This is a genomic window from Flavobacterium sp. DG2-3 (genome assembly GCF_030730925.1).
Lineage (GTDB): Bacteria > Bacteroidota > Bacteroidia > Flavobacteriales > Flavobacteriaceae > Flavobacterium.
Genome location: NZ_JAVAMB010000030.1, coordinates 15126 through 31213, shown reverse-complemented (window position 1 = coordinate 31213; position 16088 = coordinate 15126). Strand labels below are relative to the sequence as shown.

9 protein-coding genes and 1 pseudogene are annotated in these 16088 nt (G+C 35.5%); all 10 read right to left on the bottom strand.

Annotated features, from left to right (window positions below; genetic code table 11):
- Positions 1-5133 (bottom strand): annotated as a pseudogene (locus tag Q9Q97_RS22630) (hypothetical protein); the annotation flags it as partial.
- A 516-nt stretch (positions 5134-5649) separates the two neighbouring features.
- Positions 5650-6573, bottom strand: a complete 924-nt coding sequence (gene queG / locus Q9Q97_RS22625; protein WP_306161309.1) for a tRNA epoxyqueuosine(34) reductase QueG — start codon at positions 6571-6573, stop codon at positions 5650-5652.
- Positions 6573-7919: a cytochrome P450 gene (locus Q9Q97_RS22620; RefSeq protein ID WP_306161307.1), complete on the bottom strand. Its 1347-nt coding sequence runs from the start codon at positions 7917-7919 to the stop codon at positions 6573-6575. The genes queG and Q9Q97_RS22620 overlap by 1 nt, the downstream gene beginning before the upstream one ends.
- An 8-nt stretch (positions 7920-7927) precedes the next feature.
- Positions 7928-8953: a Holliday junction branch migration DNA helicase RuvB gene (gene ruvB / locus Q9Q97_RS22615; protein WP_125722271.1), complete on the bottom strand. Its 1026-nt coding sequence runs from the start codon at positions 8951-8953 to the stop codon at positions 7928-7930.
- Positions 8954-9130: 177 nt separating this feature from the next.
- The gene (locus Q9Q97_RS22610; protein WP_306161305.1) at positions 9131-10933 is read right to left on the bottom strand and encodes a cbb3-type cytochrome c oxidase subunit I; all 1803 of its coding nucleotides are present in this window, start codon (positions 10931-10933) and stop codon (positions 9131-9133) included.
- A gap of 29 nt (positions 10934-10962) precedes the next feature.
- A complete protein-coding gene (locus Q9Q97_RS22605) occupies positions 10963-12153 on the bottom strand; it encodes a cytochrome c oxidase subunit II (RefSeq protein ID WP_306161303.1) in 1191 nt (396 codons plus the stop codon).
- A gap of 19 nt (positions 12154-12172) precedes the next feature.
- Positions 12173-13567 (bottom strand): quinol:cytochrome C oxidoreductase, encoded by a 1395-nt coding sequence (locus tag Q9Q97_RS22600; RefSeq protein ID WP_306161301.1) that lies wholly within the window; start codon positions 13565-13567, stop codon positions 12173-12175.
- Positions 13568-13594: 27 nt separating this feature from the next.
- Positions 13595-14140 carry a cytochrome c gene (locus tag Q9Q97_RS22595; RefSeq protein ID WP_057117453.1) on the bottom strand — a complete coding sequence of 182 codons (546 nt, stop codon included), beginning with the start codon at positions 14138-14140 and terminating at the stop codon, positions 13595-13597.
- A gap of 8 nt (positions 14141-14148) precedes the next feature.
- Positions 14149-14673, bottom strand: coding sequence for a DUF3341 domain-containing protein (locus Q9Q97_RS22590; RefSeq protein ID WP_306161299.1), 525 nt, complete (start codon positions 14671-14673; stop codon positions 14149-14151).
- A complete protein-coding gene (gene nrfD / locus Q9Q97_RS22585; protein WP_008466839.1) occupies positions 14666-16069 on the bottom strand; it encodes an NrfD/PsrC family molybdoenzyme membrane anchor subunit in 1404 nt (467 codons plus the stop codon). Before nrfD ends, Q9Q97_RS22590 begins: the two co-directional genes overlap by 8 nt.
- Positions 16070-16088 lie beyond the last annotated feature (19 nt).

Sequence of the window (16088 nt, the reverse complement as noted above, 5' to 3'; positions counted from 1 at the left end):
AAGCTTCCCGTCAGCATCAACGCTTAATGGGCCTTCCGTTTTTGCTGTTACTGACGTGTTTGTCGCTGTAACTGCAGTTCCGTCTAATGTATCGTTTGTCTTAACGTTTCCGATGTTTGATGCCATTGATCCTGAAGATTTTGTTCCGAAATCGTCTTTTACGGCAATCAGATCATTCGCAACTTTCACCTCTGCAACCGCAGTTTTGCAGTTTGAAGGGTTTGCACCCGTTTCGCAGATGGTATAAGTCAGAGTGTATGTTCCTGAAGCAGTGTTTGCCGCTAAAGTAAGCTTCCCGTCAGCATCAACGCTTAATGGGCCTTCCGTTTTTGCTGTTACTGACGTGTTTGTCGCTGTAACTGCAGCTCCGTTTAGTCTGTCATTCGAAGTAACATTTCCAACATTTACTGCTACAGTTCCCGAAGTCTGATTTGCGTAAGAATCTGAATTAGCACATAATATTGAATTAATAACAAAGCTTTCATCTCCTGATGAACAACTACTAACTGAAGCTGAAATTGTATAAGTACCCTTTGGTGCTGTAACCGTATTTCCGGTTTGAGTAACTCCAGTTGAAGGAGTTATTTTATATGTGTAAGCTGAATTATAATTATTGATAGTAAAACTTCCTAAAGTTACTGAACATGTAGGTTGAGTAATTGAACTCAAGACTGGTGCTGACGGATTCGTGTTTACAGTCACAGTTACTGCTGTACGTGTGCTCTCACATCCGTTTGCAATCTGGCTTACATAATAAGTTCCTGTGGCAAGAGTTTCATCTCCTGTATATAATGTTCCGTTCGAAGAAGCGCTGTACCATTTGTATGTAGATCCAGACGGACTTAAGTCTTTTACTTTTTTGGCTTCAGCTGAACAGAATGTCTGTGCTGATGCCGAAGGTGCTGATGGAGTCGTATTTACCGTAACTGTTACCGCTGTGCGAGTGCTTTCACATCCGTTTGCAGTTTGGCTTACATAGTAAGTCCCCGTTGCAAGGGTTTCATTTCCTGTATATAATGTTCCGTTTGAAGCAGCGCTGTACCATTTGTATGTAGCTCCAGAAGGACTTAAATCGTTTACTTTTTTAGCTTCGGCAGAACAGAATGTCTGCGCTGATGCCGAAGGTGCAGACGGAGTTGTATTTACCGTCACAGTTACTGCTGTGCGAGAACTTTCACATCCATTTGCCATTTGGCTTACATAGTAAGTCCCCGTTGCAAGGGTTTCATTTCCTGTATATAATGTTCCGTTTGCAGAAGCGCTGTACCATTTGTACGCTGCTCCCCACGGACTCAAATCACTTACTTTTTTAGCTTCAGCTGAACAGAATGTCTGTGCTGATGCCGAAGGTGCTGATGGTATAGAATTTACTGTAACCGCCGTTGCTGCTGAAAATGCACTAGAACATCCAGAAGCATTGGTTACTCTAACACTATAACTTCCTGAAGTAGATACGGTGATTGATTGTGTAGTCGCTCCATTTGACCATAGATAACTACTTCCTCCTGTAGAAGTCAAAGTTACACTTCCTCCTTGACAGAATGTTGTTGCTCCATCTGCCGAAATAGATGGCGCTACAGGTGTAGGGTTTACTGTAACTCCAACCAAAGTTCTTGAACTCTCACAGTTATTAAGTGTTTGACTTACATAATAATTGCCCGAAGTTAAAATATCATTCCCTGAATATTGCGTTCCTCCAGTACTTGCATTGTACCATTTCAGAGCAAATCCTGTCGCAACCAGATCATTTACCTTTTTAGCATCACCCGCACAAAAATTCTGAGCTGAAGCTGTAGGTGCAGCGGTAGTATTTATTGTAACAGCCACTTGAGTTCTTTGACTTTCACAACCATTTAACGTTTGACTTACATAATAATTACCAGAAACTACAGTTTCATTTCCTGAATATTGTGTCCCGCCAGTATTTGAATCATACCATTTTAAGGCAGATCCAGTAGCCACTAAATTATTTACTTTTTTAGCCTCAGAAACACAATAAGTCTGAGCTGAAGCTGTAGGTGCTGCGGTATTGTTTACAGTAACAGAAACTGCTCTTCTTGTACTTTCGCCACAACTGTTAGATTGGCTAACATAATAAGTTCCTGTTACAAGAGTTTCTGTCCCAGTATATAAAGTTCCGTTTGTTGAAGCGTTATACCATTTCAAATTAGTTCCTGAAGCCACTAAATCACTTACTTTTTTATTATCTGCAGCACAAAATGATTGAGTTGAAGCAGTCGGCGTCGATGGAACTGTATTAATTGTCACAACAACTAATGTTCTAGCACTTTCTCCACAACTGTTTGCTGTCTGGCTAACATAATAGTTTCCAGAAACAAGAGTTTCTGTACCTACATATTGAGTTCCATTTGTTGAAGCATTATACCATTTTAAAGTAGTTCCAGTAGCTTGCAAATTAGCAACAGTGCTATTGCTTGCTGCACAAAAAGATTGAGACGCAGCAGCAATTGGTGCTGAAGAATTTGAATTTATCGTTACTCGTACTCTAGTTCTTGAACTTTCGCAACCATTTAAGGTTTGCCTTGCATAGTAATTTGTTTTATCAGCTAACAATTGACTTAATGATAACAAATTACCATCATTATCATACCATTTTATATTACTCCCTGAAGCAATTAGATCCCCAACAGTTTTATTCTCTGATGCGCAGAATGTCTGATCGGATGCTACAGGTGCAGGTGAAAAATAAACAGTTACAGGATCTGAGCTGATACTAACGCAACCAGAACTATTTAGAATTTGAAGAGTATATGTTCCCTCGCTATTAATTGTTATGCTTTGTGTATTAGCTCCATTTGACCATAAATAAGAATTCCCATTATATGTTGAAGCGCTATTCTCTGCTTTTAAAACTGTATTTCCAGAAGTTGTACATAAACTTCCTGAATCAACAACAATTTTTGGTTTTGATGGTCTAGCATTAATTGTAACCACAACTGGTTTTACAAACTGACATCCATCGGCAGAAACTGCTTTTATATAGTAAGTTCCTGAAGTCGCAACAGCACTTGGCGAAGATAACGTAGTCGTTGCTCCTGCATTTGTCCAATAAGAAAGTGTTAGATTTGAGGAGCTTCCTGTCGTAACAGCAGAAGCAGTTAAATTTACCGTTGAAGGCGCACAAACTGCAGCAGGATTTGTTACTACAAGATTTGCTGACTTTGGATTTACCGCAGCACTCGCAGAATTGTTTGCCGTATTGGTATCTACATCATTTGGTAATGAAGCCGTATTAGTATAATTTCCTGATGCGTTTACAGTAGCAACAATTTTTAATGTCATTGACGTTTGTGCTGCCACATCGCCAATTGTCCAAACTCCCGTATTAGAATCGTAAACCCCAACTGATGGTGTTGAACTTACATAAGTATAACCCGAAGGAAGCAAATCGGTTACTGAAATTCCAGAAACGTTATTTCCTCCTAAGTTACTAACCTTAACGGTAAACTCTACGTTAGATCCGATACAAGGTGCAGCAATATCTACTGTTTTAGTAATTCCTAAATCTGTACATAAGGTTACTGCAACTGTTTTAGAAGGAGTCTGAGCCCCACATACCAATGTAGAAGAAACAGAATAGTTACCAGTTTTTGTTGCTGTATAATTTGGAGAATTAGCCCCATTAATTGCAGTTCCGTTATAATACCACTGATAAGGCGCATAACCTGCTGGCGTAGTTAATTCTGCAGAATTATTTGTACATCCTCCACCTTCAATATAAGTTAAACTAGGATCATCTGGCAAAGCTGCAAAAGTCGAGAAGAAACCTGCCATAGAAAACCCTCCCGCTTGCTGTACAATCGAAACGGTTAATTTAGCTTCACTTTCAATCGAGAGAACTTCAGGTCTTCCTATTTGTTCACTATTAAAGTTTATTATATACCAACCTGTAGAACCTATTTGATAGCGAGCTGCAACTCCTGGTATATCTGTAGTTTTTTTGCCATTTATAGTTACATCTTTTTTAGCATCTCTTAATAAAATATATCCGAAATAATCTAAATTGCCTGAATTATAGCTCTTAAATTTAGTTGTTTCTACGAACTCTGATCCCCCACATTCTGATACAGGTGCAATAGTTGAAATATCAACTTCGCAATTTTGTGCTGTTCCTGAATAGACAGCTACTCTTTTGTCAGCAACAATTCTAGACGCTGTAAAATTGGTATTTGATACACCATTAACAAAAGTATAAAAAGATCCAGCCAGAGCTAAAGTCTTTGTTGTACTCGTTACTAACGCTCCAGTAGCTGAGTAACTCTCTACAATAATTTTGGTATCATCTTTAGTTGCTACTACAGTCGTCTGCTCTGCAGTATTGTTACCTGTTCCCCTTTCAAGAAAATACTCCGTTCCTAAAACAGATTCAGGTGGAATTTGATTGTAAGCTCCATCTCCACAACCTCCAGGCACATCTATTGCTGCCGAAGTATTCATAACTATTGGATTAGAAGATTCAACTAATGTTCCAATCGGTGCTTTAAATAAATAACTCTGTCCTTGATTTAAAGTAGCTATAATAGCATTGTCAATTTTTACAGTAGTATTATTAACTGTAGCCATAATACTATATATGGGTCTTTGCTCTCCTAAATTACTAAAAGTCCCAAGTGATCCATCTCTATAATAACCAACTCTAAATCTTATTCCAAGACCAGCGTCTCCAAAACTTGTAAGAGCTGCATTACCTTTAATATTGGCATCTCTATTCTCATCATCCATATAGTTGTCAGAAGCAATATTTCTCAAGTTTACAGCTGTTGGACCAGTACTAGTTATAATTAACCCTGCTCCATTAAGAACGGTGTTTAATGCATTCATTGGAAGATTTCTTGCCAAAAGCGTAAATCTATAAACTGCTGGAGTTCCTTTTTTAGCCTTCAAAGATGTTACAACTGTACCATCACTTTTTGCGACTGTAATATCAATCTCCGTAAGTGAATTTGTAGAAATTACAATTTCATTCGCTTTACTAAAGTACTGCCAAGGAGCCGGCGCTATATAATGCTTTTTATAAAATTGAGCCGTAGCGTTTTGGGCAGTTAGTAATAAAAAAACAATAAAAAAGAGTAGTCTAGAAAATCTAGACTGATTAAAAGTAAAGTTACGCATAGACAACTTGGGTTTGTGGAACAGAAATTTCATTTGCTAAAAAACGGATGATCGTTTTTAGCATATTGGTGAGATACGTGAAAAAAAGTATATTGGATTTTAAAAAACTTAAAAAAGTTTTTTCAAGACTTACACAAAAAAAGGACATTATGTAGACCATGACATTAGATTAAAAAAGACTACAAAAGTCCTCTAAGTTTTAAATTAAGTAGATTTGGAAGTGCGAAAGTATATCGAGGAATGAAATCAAACCTCATTATTTCGACAAAATGCACATAAACTCGTCAAACAACCTTTTTTAACAATTGTTTATCGCTTGAGAATTGAAAAAACATGAATATTTGACAGCAAAGAAGTGGAATTTTCTTAAATAATTGAGTTAATTTTAAATTCTTACAGAATTTAATGACAAATAAGTAAAATAACGTAAGAATTCAAAGTTGTACAAAAAGAAAAAAGCTATTTAAAACAAATAGCTGATAGTCAAAAACATACTTAAAAACAGACTTAATATAATTATTGAAGAAACTTGATGTTACGTTTTAAACCATCAAATTTGGTTCTTTTAATAGGTGAGTTTTTAAAAACCAGTTTAAAGGTTTCTTCAGTAATTTCCATCCAGTCTTTTTTAGTAAAAGAAAGTAGTTCTGGATTAGGATTGAATAAAGGTTCTGAATGTGGTTTAGAAAATCGATTCCACGGACAAACATCTTGACAAGTATCACAGCCAAACATCCATTCATCAAATTTTCCTTTCATTTCTTCTGGAAGGTTTTCTTTTAACTCAATAGTGTAGTAAGAAATGCATTTGCTTCCATCAACTATGTAAGGCGATACAATAGCTTGTGTAGGACATGCATCTATACATGCTGTACAAGACCCACAGTGATCTGTCACTGCATGATCGTATTCTAATTCTAAGTCAATAATAAGTTCGGCAATGAAGTAAAAAGAACCGACTTTTTGAGTAATCAGATTGCTGTTTTTTCCAATCCATCCCAAACCGCTTTTGGCAGCCCACGCTTTATCTAAAACAGGTGCTGAATCAACAAAGGCGCGTCCTGATACATCTCCAATATTTTCTTGAATCGAATGTAAAAGTTCTTTGAGTTTATCTTTAATTACAAAATGATAATCTTGCCCATAGGCATATTTTGAAATCTTAAAACTCTCGTCGTTTTGTATGGAATCTGGATAATAATTAAGCAAAAGTGACACGACACTTTTGCCATCATCTACCAATAAAGTTGGATCCAGACGTTTATCAAAATGGTTTTCCATATAAGCCATCTGACCATTACGATTGTTCTTTAACCAATTTTCAAGTCGAGGCGCTTCCTGTTCCAAAAAACCTGCTTTAGATATACCACAAGAAAGAAAGCCAAGCCTTTTTGCTTCCTCTTTTATAAATTTCGAATATTTTTCTTTGGAATTAATCATTATCTTTCAGAAAAAACAACTTCAATACCAACAGGTTTTAAGGTAATTAAGGGATTAAAATTGACAGTATCTCCTACTGACATAATTTTATACTTTTTAACGACATGAGAAATCGCCAAACACATTTCATAAATAGCAAATCCAGCACCAATACACATTCTTGGTCCCGCTCCAAAAGGATAAAAATATTGCATAGAATGCTTTTTCTGTTCGCCTAAAAAACGGTCCGGATTAAAATTATCTGGGTTTTCCCAATATTTCGGATTTCGATGCAACTCATAAAAAGAAACACCTATAAGAGTATCTTTTTTTATATTGAATTCCCCTAAAGTATCATCTTCTACATTTTGTCTGTCGGTAATCCAGGCCGGAGGATACAAACGCATTGACTCATTCAAAACTGCATTTATATAAGTCATTTTTTGCAACTGCTCTACAATGTCCTTACTTTCAAATTCAACTTTAAGGATTTCATCCAATATCTTTTGTTGTACATCTAAATGATTCCCCAATAAATACAACGTAAAAGTTAGAGCGTTGGCAGTTGTTTCATGACCCGCAATAAAAAGAATCTTAATTTCATCTATTAACTGCTCGATTGACATTCCCTCGCCTGTATCTTCATAACGAGTTTCCAAAAGCATATTAAGCAGATCATTAACTTCAGTTTTTGAAGCAGTTCTCTCTTCAATAATCCCTCTAATGATTTCATTGTTTTCTTCAGCCAATTGAAGATGTTTCTTTACCTGACCTGTAATAGAAAACCACCAAGCTTTATGCGGTAATCTAATTTCTTTAATTAAAAAATTCTGGACTGCTTCAATAATATATTTAATTCGATCTAACTTTTCATCCGCTATAGAAAATTGAAATAATGATTTAGCTACAACATTAAACGCCAATTCACTCATAACAGGAAAAAGATCAACTTTCTCATTTGAAATTATTCCTTCCAACTCAGAAGCAATAGTCGTTTTCATATTTTCAACCAGCTGATTCATTTTTTGCTTATGAAATGCTGGTTGAATAAGCCTTCTTTGCTTTAACCAAAATTCTCCATCAACAGTCAGCAGTCCTTTACCCAAATATTTAGAAAGATAAACAGACTGAAACTTAGATTTATGATAATTCTTATGATTTTTCTGCAGTATATATTGAGCAACATCATTATCTCTTGACAGGATAATATGCCTCGATTTTCCAATTTTTATAGAAAAAGAATCTCCAAAACGCTCAAAATATTTTTTATGATACGGTATAGGGTTTCTACGAACGCCTTCAGCATCCTTAAAAAATCTAAAAATAGATAGTTTTGGCGGATAATTGTATGTTTTACTTTGAGGCATTTTATTAATTATTCAAACAGACCTCCTTGAATATTTGTGTTGATTTTACCCAGATGTTTATACGCTTTATCGGTAACTTCTCTTCCACGAGGTGTTCTCATGATAAATCCTTCTTGAATTAAAAAAGGCTCATAGACTTCTTCGATTGTTTCACTGCTCTCACTAACTGCAGTTGCTAGTGTCGAAAGCCCGACAGGTCCTCCTTTAAATTTATTGATAATGGTTAACAGTATTTTATTATCCATTTCATCCAGACCATGAGCATCTACATTTAGTGCTTTTAAGGCATATCTTGAAATTTCTATGTCAATTCTCCCATTCCCTTTAATCTGAGCAAAATCTCGAACACGTCTTAATAACGCATTCGCGATACGAGGAGTACCACGACTTCGGCCTGCAATTTCTATAGCTGCTTCCAAGTCTATTGGCATTTTTAATATGGAAGCACTTCTTTCAACAATAGTCGTTAAAAGTTCAGTAGTATAATATTGTAAACGTGAAGATATTCCGAAACGAGCACGCATCGGAGCTGTTAACAATCCTGAACGTGTAGTCGCTCCAATCAAAGTAAAAGGATTCAAATTGATTTGAACAGTTCGTGCATTTGGGCCAGATTCAATCATAATATCAATCTTAAAATCCTCCATTGCCGAATATAAATATTCTTCAACAACTGGACTTAATCTATGAATCTCATCAATGAACAAAACATCTCTTTCATCTAAGTTAGTTAGCAAACCAGCTAAATCACCAGGCTTATCTAAAACGGGACCAGAAGTAATTTTAATTCCAACCTGTAATTCGTTAGCTAAGATATTCGCCAGAGTAGTTTTTCCAAGACCAGGCGGCCCATGAAAAAGAGCATGATCGAGTGCTTCACCACGCTGATTAGCCGCAGCAACAAATACTTTTAAATTTTCCAAAACTTGATCTTGTCCTGCAAAATCATCAAATGACAGCGGACGCAATCTTTTTTCAAGATCTAACTCTTCTGAGTTATATCCTTTAGTAGTAGGATCGAGGTTTTCATTCATCCTACAAAGATATATAAACTAATTAGTTTGGAAAACAGAATAAAATTCAAATTCCAAATAAGAAATCCCAAATTCCAATAAATAGGAATCTATCGGGTTTGGAATTTGGAATTTTCATAGTTTGAACTTTAATAAAAACAAAAAGACCATCTTTTCAGATGGTCTTTCTTTTTATTTTTAGTGGTGTAAAACTTCTTCACCTTCTTTCATTGGTACATTTTGAGGAACAAAATCTACATCATGATTTGGGTTACTGTAGTCATACGGCCAACGGTATACGTGAGGAATTTCTCCTGGCCAGTTTCCGTGAATGTGTTCAACTGGAGTAGTCCACTCTAAAGTAGTAGATTTCCATGGGTTTTGAACTGCTTTCTTACCGTAGAAAATACTGCTAAAGAAGTTGTATAAGAATACTAATTGGAACGCACCTCCTACAAGAGCAAATGTTGTAATTAAAACATTCACATTTTGTAAATCATCAAATAATGGGAAGTTTGTATTAGTATAATAACGTCTTGGTAAACCTGCTAATCCAATAAAGTGCATTGGGAAGAAAACTCCATAAGCACAAACTGCAGTTACCCAGAAGTGGATATATCCTAAGTTTTTGTTTAACATTCTTCCGTACATTTTAGGAAACCAGTGGTAAATACCAGCAAACATTCCGTAAAGTGCAGAGATACCCATTACTAAGTGAAAGTGAGCAATTACGAAGTATGTATCATGAACGTTAATATCTAAAGTACTATCTCCTAAAATGATTCCCGTTAAACCTCCAGTGATGAAAGTAGAAACCATTCCGATAGAGAACAACATAGCAGGATTAAATTGTAAGTTACCTTTCCATAAAGTTGTAATCCAGTTAAATGCTTTTACAGCAGATGGAATTGCAATCAATAAAGTTGTAAAAGTAAATACAGATCCTAAGAAAGGATTCATACCTGAAATAAACATGTGGTGACCCCAAACGATTGTTGATAAGAATGCAATTGCAAGAACTGACATAATCATCGCTCTGTAACCAAAAATAGGTTTACGAGCATTTGTAGCCATAATTTCAGAAACAAGACCCATCGCTGGTAAGATTACGATGTAAACCTCAGGGTGACCTAAGAACCAGAATAAGTGCTCAAACAATACAGGTGAACCACCTTGATAGTGTAAAACTTCTCCAGCAATGTAGATATCAGATAAGAAGAATGAAGTACCAAAACTTCTATCGAAGATCAATAATAAAGCTGCAGATAATAAAACTGGAAATGAAATAACACCAATAATAGCTGTTACGAAAAATGTCCAGATTGTAAGCGGAAGTCTAGTCATAGACATTCCTTTAGTTCTTAAGTTAAGTACAGTAACAATGTAATTTAAAGATCCCATCAAAGAAGATGCGATGAAAATAGCCATAGATACTAACCATAATGTCATACCTGTTCCTGATCCTGGAATTGCTTGTGGCAATGCACTCAAAGGAGGATAGATTGTCCATCCTGCAGATGCTGGTCCAGCTTCAACAAATAAAGAACATAACATTACAACAGCTGATAAGAAAAACAACCAATATGAAATCATATTCATAAATCCAGATGCCATATCTCTAGCTCCAATTTGAAGCGGAATCAATAAGTTACTGAACGTTCCACTCAAACCTGCCGTCAGTACAAAGAATACCATGATGGTACCGTGAATTGTAACTAAAGCCAGATAAATATCATTCGCCATTACACCATCTGGTGCAAATTTATCTCCTAATAAAACATTAAATATCTTGAAAGACTCTTCTGGCCACGCTAACTGCATTCTAAATAATAAAGACATTGCAATACCAATGATTCCCATAATAATACCAGTAATCAAGTATTGTTTAGCAATCATTTTGTGGTCTATACTAAAAATATATTTAGTAATAAACGTGTCTTTATGATGATGTTCGTGCTCGTGATCGTGTCCGTGATCGTGATCGTGCGCTTCTGCTGACATATATGTGTACTTTAAATTTTCTAAATTAATTATTTCATCGCAACTTTAGCTACAGCCGCTTTTACTGTATCAACTACTGCTTTTACAGTATCTATTACTTTTGCAGCAGAGTCTGCAGTTGGTGCAGCTCCTTCAGCTGGTTTCTCAGCAGCAGCCGCCGCTTTAATATCTTGAGCTAAAGTAGTTTTCTCACTTAACCATTTTTTGTAATCTTCTGGAGTATCAACTACAACTTTCATTTGCATATTGTAGTGAGAAGCTCCACAAATTTTATTACATAATAATAGGTAATCAAATGTATAAGGATCTAAAGCTGTACCTCCTTTTGCAACTAACTCAGTACTTTTTTCAGCTCTAAGTTTGTTGATATTTGCAACTTTTTCAACCATAAATGGTAACTCTCTGTATTCTGAAGTAGTATAAGTTGGTACGAAAGCAAATTCAGTAACCATACCAGGAACACAGTTCATTTGTGCTCTAAAGTGAGGGAAGTAAGCAGAGTGCAATACATCCTGAGAACGCATTTTAAAGTGAACTTTTTTTCCTTTAGGAATATGTAATTCTGAAACTACGATATCATCTTGAGCATTAGGATCTGACATATCAACTCCTAATGTATTAACTCCTTCGATTAAACGTACGTTAGCTTTACCTAATACGTTATCTTGTCCAGCGTATCTTGCAGTCCATTTAAATTGCTGAGCATATAATTCAATCTCGATTACATCTTCATCTTTATCAACGAACATAATGTTATTCCAAGCATATAATCCATAAAGAATTAAACAAGCTAAAACAACAGAAGGAATGATACTCCAAATTGCTTCTAATTTATTACTATCAGCAAAAAACAACGCTCTTTTATCTTTGTTACCTTTATATTTAAAAGAAAACCAGTATAATAAACCTTGCGTGATTACTTGAACTGTAAAAATTAAAACCCAAGTAATATTCATTAAATTATCTACTAAACCACCATGCTCAGAAGCAGGGGTATGAAGTGCCAAATTACCCCATTTTAGTAAACCATAAATCGTAAATATATAGATGAAAGCTAAAAAGCCAAACATAATATATCCTTGAATGTTATTATCATTATCCGATGCAACCTGAGAATCATCCGAAGAAGTTCCGACCTGCGTAAGATCAAATATCTTCGTCAATTGCCATAATGCAACCGCTAATAAAACTAAAACTATAATTACCAACAAACTTGTCATCTGTTTACTTCTTTAAATATTAATAATGAAAATGTTTACTTTCTTCGATGAAAGGATTTCTTTTTGCAAGCAAAGGAGATTTAGTTAATGCAGTAAATACAACAAATATAAATAGACCTAAGAAGAAAAGAATCGATGCAATTTCAGGAACTCCAATAAACCATTTGTCTCCTACAGTACCAGGCATAATCATATTAAAGAAATCAACATAATGACCTAATAATATCACAATACCAGCCATAACAACAACCCAGTTAAGACGTTTAAAGTCAGTATTGATTAATATTAATAATGGGAAAACAAAGTTCATAACAACCGCTCCAAAGAAAGGAAGGTTATATAATTGAATTCTTGTTACAAAATAAGTTACCTCTTCTGGAATGTTAGCGTACCAAATCAACATGAATTGAGAGAACCATAAATAAGTCCAGAATACACTAATACCAAACATGAACTTAGCTAAATCATGGATATGACTTGTATTTACATACTCTAAATATCCTTTTGATTTTAAGTAAATTGTTACCAATGCAATAGCAGTAATTCCACTTACAAAGAATGATGCAAATACATACCATCCAAATAATGTACTAAACCAGTGTGGATCAAATGACATAATCCAATCCCAAGACATGATAGACTCAGAAACAATGAAGAATACTAAGAATCCTGCAGAAGCTTTGAAGTTCTTTTTGTAGTAAAGATCATCATTTGCTTCATCTTGAGCTAAACAGTTTTTTCTAGAAAAATGACGGTATAAATTCCATCCTGCTAAGAAGATAGCAGCTCTTACAATCCAGAATGGAAAGTTTAAGTATCCTGATTTTCCTGCAATGATAGCATCATAATTTGGGCTTTTAGGATCAGTAACTCCTTCACCTAACCATACAAAAATATGATTAAAGTGTAATCCGCATAATACTAAAAGTATAAAGAAGATAATAGAACCAGCTGGTAAGTAAGCTGTTATACCTTGCATAACTCTAAATAAAACTGGAGACCAACCTGCTTGAGCTACTTGTTGAATAGCGTAGAAAGCTAAAACTCCCATTGAAAGCAGTAAAAAGAAAATACAAGCTACATATACTGCAGACCAAGGCTTATTTTGCAATTGGTGTAATACGTGCTCTAAATGTTTTTCGTGCTCATTTGCGCCAGAAACTTCTGCATGTGCAGCCCCTTTATGAGAATCATGTGCCGCTTCAGCTGCTTCATGATGACCTGCTTCTTTGTGAGATGCCTCCGCTTTTTCTTCATGCGCAGCGCCATGAGAACCATGTTCATCTGCAGCTAGTATTTTTTCAACTTCTTGAATATCTTTTGGTGCACTTAAAAAACCATACCCAATTCCTAATAGACCAACGGCCATTAAGATGATAGAAAAAGTTTTTAATTTACTTGAAAATGTATACATATCTATTACGATCAGTTTGTTCAACAATTATAATTGGCTTTTTAGTTTCAGAACATAGTCAGCAACTAACCAACGTTCGTGAGCACTTAATTGATTTGCATGTGAACCCATTGCATTTAAACCATAAGTCTCAACATGAAAGATACTTCCTTCTGTGATTTCTCTGTCTTTATAGCTAGGTACTCCAAGAAATTTCTCTCTTTCAACCAATTTACCTTTACCATTACCAGTAGCACCGTGGCAGCTGATACAGTAAATCTCGAAAAGCTCTTTACCTTTTCCAGAATTTCTTTCGATAGAATCCAAAGGAGATTTTAAATTAGCTTTTGCTAATTCATAACCTGCTGTTGAATTTTCATATTCATAAGGTTCAAAACCTCTATTGATAGTTCCTGCAACAGGAAGCTGTCCTTCTTTTCCTCCCTTAAATATTTTTGCTTCTGTATATGGCTCGTAAGCAACAGACTCATACATATTTGGGAAATACTGATAGTTCGGTGCCGAATTATTGTGGCAAGATGAAACTAAAATAGTTATACCAACTAAAAGTGTTATTTTATATATCCTTTTCATAGCTACAATTAATTCTTATCTATTACTTTAACTTCGACAGCTCCAGTTCCTTCAAAGAAAGAAACTAATTCAGCCTCGTTATCATTTACAGCAACCTCCATTAAAAAGTGGTCATCTGTTGTTCTTACATCAGGGTTTTCAGCTTCTTTAAAAGGCCATAATCTACTTCTCATGTAAAAAGTAATTACCATTAAGTGAGCTGCAAAAAATACAGTCATCTCAAACATAATTGGCACAAAAGATGGCATATTTTGGATAAAGCTAAAACTTGGTTTACCTCCAATATCCTGTGGCCAATCATGAATCATGATGTATCCCATCATAGTTGTTGCAACAGAAATACCAACACATCCATATAAAAAAGCACATATTGCTAATCTTGTTGGTGCTAATCCCATGGCTTTATCCAATCCGTGAACTGGGAATGGAGTAAAAACCTCTTCAATATGATGATGAGCAGCTCTAGTTTTCTTTACTGCATTCATCAAAACGTCATCGTCATTATAAATGGCGTATATTACTTTATTACTCATGATGTGAATCTTTACTGTTTGCTCTTTCTCTAATGTAATTATCTCCAGTTCCTTTCAAAATTGTTTTAACCTCTGCCTGAGCAATTACAGGGAATGTTCTAGAGTATAATAAAAACAATACAAAGAAGAAACCAATTGTTCCAATGAAAATTCCAATATCAACAAATGTTGGTGAGAACATTGTCCAAGAAGATGGAAGGTAATCTCTATGTAAAGAAGTAACAATAATTACGAATCTTTCAAACCACATACCGATGTTTACCACAATCGAGATGATAAATGAGAACATGATACTTGTTCTTAATTTTTTGAACCACATGAACTGAGGAGAGAACACGTTACAAGTCATCATTGACCAATATGCCCACCAGTAAGGCCCAGTAGCTCTGTTTAAGAATGCATATTGCTCATATTCTACACCTGAATACCAAGCTACAAATAACTCAGTGATGTAAGCCACACCAACGATAGATCCAGTAATCATGATAATGATATTCATTAACTCGATATGCTGTAATGTGATGTATGCTTCAAGGTTAGAAACTTTTCTCATAACGATCAACAATGTATTTACCATTGCGAATCCAGAGAATACCGCTCCAGCAACGAAGTATGGAGGGAAAATTGTTGTATGCCATCCTGGAATTACCGAAGTAGCAAAGTCCATAGATACAATTGTGTGTACAGAAAGTACAAGAGGTGTAGCTAAACCAGCAAGTACCAAAGATACTTCTTCAAAACGCTGCCAGTCTTTTGCTCTACCGCTCCATCCAAAACTTAAGATAGAATAAACTCTTTTGTTAAATGGAGTTATTGCTCTATCACGTAGCATTGCAAAGTCAGGCAATAAACCAGTCCACCAGAAAACCAATGACACTGAAAGATAAGTTGAAATCGCAAATACGTCCCAAAGTAAAGGTGAGTTAAAGTTTACCCATAAAGATCCAAATTGATTTGGAATAGGTAATACCCAATATGCTAACCATGGACGTCCCATGTGAATAATTGGAAATAAACCTGCCTGTACAACAGAGAAAATGGTCATAGCTTCTGCAGAACGGTTAATCGCCATTCTCCAGCGCTGACGGAAAAGTAATAATACCGCAGAAATTAATGTACCGGCGTGACCAATACCAACCCACCAAACGAAGTTAGTAATATCCCAAGCCCAGCCAACTGTTTTATTTAATCCCCATGTTCCGATACCGGTAGATACGGTGTAAATTATACAACCTAACCCCCAAAGGAAGGCTATTAATGCGATTGAAAATACAATCCACCATTGTTTATTTGCAGGTCCTTCAACAGGCGCTGCCACATCTACAGTTACATCGTGATATGATTTATCACCTATAACTAAAGGTTTTCTAATGGGTGCTTCGTAGTGAGACGACATAATCCTTTATATTGTTTCT